Origin of the sequence: Pseudokineococcus marinus (assembly GCF_013004605.1) — a bacterium.
GTDB lineage: Bacteria > Actinomycetota > Actinomycetes > Actinomycetales > Quadrisphaeraceae > Pseudokineococcus > Pseudokineococcus marinus.
In genome coordinates, this window is sequence record NZ_JABEMA010000396.1 from 1 (window position 1) to 2,347 (window position 2,347).

Annotated in this window: 2 protein-coding genes; both read right to left on the reverse strand. The window is 79.0% G+C overall.

Features of this window, described 5'->3' with window-relative positions:
• Positions 1-145: 145 nt before the first annotated feature.
• Positions 146-1,201 (reverse strand): 16S rRNA (cytosine(1402)-N(4))-methyltransferase RsmH, encoded by a 1,056-nt coding sequence (gene rsmH / locus HLB09_RS15875; RefSeq protein WP_212771232.1) that lies wholly within the window; start codon positions 1,199-1,201, stop codon positions 146-148.
• Between the two features lie 320 nt (positions 1,202-1,521).
• The gene (mraZ, locus tag HLB09_RS15880; protein ID WP_171204286.1) at positions 1,522-1,953 is read right to left on the reverse strand and encodes a division/cell wall cluster transcriptional repressor MraZ; all 432 of its coding nucleotides are present in this window, start codon (positions 1,951-1,953) and stop codon (positions 1,522-1,524) included.
• Positions 1,954-2,347 lie beyond the last annotated feature (394 nt).

The following is a 2,347-nucleotide window of genomic DNA, read 5'->3' on the forward strand; positions in this document are numbered from 1 at the left end:
GGCGCGGGGCGGGAGCCGGGCCTGGCGCCCGCGCTGCGCGCCAGCGGGGAGGCGGCCCGGGCGGACCGGCTGCGGGGCGGTCCGAGGGGGCGCGCGGGCCGGGCGGCGCCGGTGGCGCTGACGGCTCGAGCGGCGCTGGCGGCGCTCATGCGGCGCTCCTTCGGAGGCGGCCCCCGCGGACGCGCTCGGCGGCGCGCAGCCGCACCGACGCGGCTCGGGGGTTGCGGGCGGTCTCGGGCTCGGGCGCCGTCTCGGCGCCGCGGGTGAGCAGGCGCAGCAGCGGCGCGTGCTCGGGCAGCTCGACCGGGAGGTCGGGCGGTGAGGTGCTGGCCGCACCGGCGGCCAGGACCTGCTTGGCGATCCGGTCCTCGAGGGACTGGTAGCTCATGACGACGACGCGGCCGCCGACGGCGAGCGCGTCCACCGCCGCGGGGAGCGCGCGGCGCAGGGCGTCGAGCTCGCCGTTGACCTCCACGCGCAGCGCCTGGAAGGTCCGCTTGGCGGGGTTGCCGCCGGTGCGGCGCGTGGCCGCCGGCACGGCGTCGCGCACGAGGTCGGCGAGCTCGCGCGTCGTCCGCAGCGGCGCGACCTCGCGCGCCGCGACGACGCGGTCGGCGATGCGGCGGGCGAAGCGCTCCTCGCCGTAGTCGCGCAGGACGCGCGCCAGGTCGCCCGCCGGGTAGGTCGCCAGCACGTCCGCCGCCGTCGGCCCGCCGGTGGGGTCCATGCGCATGTCGAGGGGCGCGTCGCGGGCGTAGGAGAAGCCCCGGTCGACCTCGTCGAGCTGCAGCGAGGAGACGCCGAGGTCGAGCAGCACGCCGCCCACCTCGCGCACGCCGAGGTCGGCCAGGGCGCGCGGCAGCCCGTCGAAGACCGTGCGGACGAGGTGGACCCGGTCGCCGAAGGGGGCCAGGCGCTCCCCCGCCAGCGCCAGCGCCTGCGGGTCGCGGTCGAGGCCGACGAGCACCGCGCCCGGGCAGCGGCGCAGCAGCGCCTCGGCGTGGCCGCCCATCCCCAGCGTCGCGTCGACGACCACGGCGCCCTCGGCCGCGAGCCCGGGGGCGAGGAGGTCGACGCACCGCTCGAGGAGCACGGGCACGTGGCGGTCGGCGGTCCCCCGCTCGGGCGCGGCGCCGGGAGAGGGACCGTCGGGGAGGCGGTCTCCCGCCGGGGGCGTGACCGCGTCGGGCTGCTCGCCCATGCCCGCCCCCTCTCCCGCGGCCCGGGGGCCGCGCGTCCGCCGCGCCCCGCCGCCAGGACTGGTCCCCATCCGCTCCGGCCGGTCCCGGGGCCTGGCGCCGGGGAAGTGCGCCAGGACTCGGGGCGGCGGGAGCGGCTGGAGGCCGGACCGGGCGCCGGGTGGTGCTCGTGTGACTCAAGTGACTGCTGTGAACTGTGTGACTGGCTGTGCGGCCCGTCACGCTGTGCTGACCGATCGTGCAGGTCAGGGGCCTGCTGGCCGGGGAGGCGCGCGGCGCGTCGCCCCGGGGCCGTGCCGGTCGGACCGGCGCGGGAGCCCTGTCAGAAGAGGCCGGGCACGACCTCCTCGGCGGTGCTGGCGAAGGACTCCTCCTGCTCGGCCAGGTAGGCCTCCCAGGCGGCGGCGTCCCACACCTCGATGCGGGTGCCGGCCCCGATGACGACGACGTCGCGCTCGAGGCCCGCGTAGGTGCGCAGGGGCTGCGGCACCGTGATCCGCCCCTGCCGGTCCGGGACCTGGTCGAACGCCCCCGCGAGGAGGACGCGCGCGTAGTCCCGGGCCTGCTTGCTCGTCACGGGCGCCTGGCGGAGCTGCTCGTGCAGCTCCTCGAACGCCCGCTCCGGGAACACGTAGAGGCAGCGCTCCTGCCCCTTCGTGACCACCAGGCCGTCGGCCAGCTGGTCCCGGAACTTCGCGGGGAGGATCAGCCGGCCCTTGTCGTCGAGGCGCGGCGAGTGCGTGCCGAGGAACACCGGCCGCTCCTCCCCTGCGAGCCCCGACCACCCCTCCCCCGGTGCCCGGGAGGGCCGGTCGGCGCTCTCTCGCTCCGACGTCCCCCACCGTACTCCACTTCGCCCCACCGTCAACGCGCCGCGCGCCCGACGGACCACCCGTCCGGAGCAGCGCGGTGGACGTCTGCCCAGGTCAGCGCGTCAAGACGGCAGACGGGCGGCGGTGGGGGGCGGTGGAGGGGCGGTGGGGGCGCGCGGGCCCCGGAGGGGCGCCGCCGCGCGGCCACCAGGCCGTAGAGCCCCCCTGGGGCCCTGCGGGGACCGTGCGGGGCCTCGCGAGAGGCGCAGACCGCGCCCGCCGGGTGGCCGCGGAGAGCGGGTGGAGGGAAGTGGTGGACGGGCGCGGCTCCGGGTG

Coding starts and splice junctions, on each gene's coding strand:
- rsmH (WP_212771232.1), bottom strand. CDS start 1,201: ATGGGCGAGCAGCCCGACGCGGTCACGCCCCCGGCGGGAGACCGCCTC.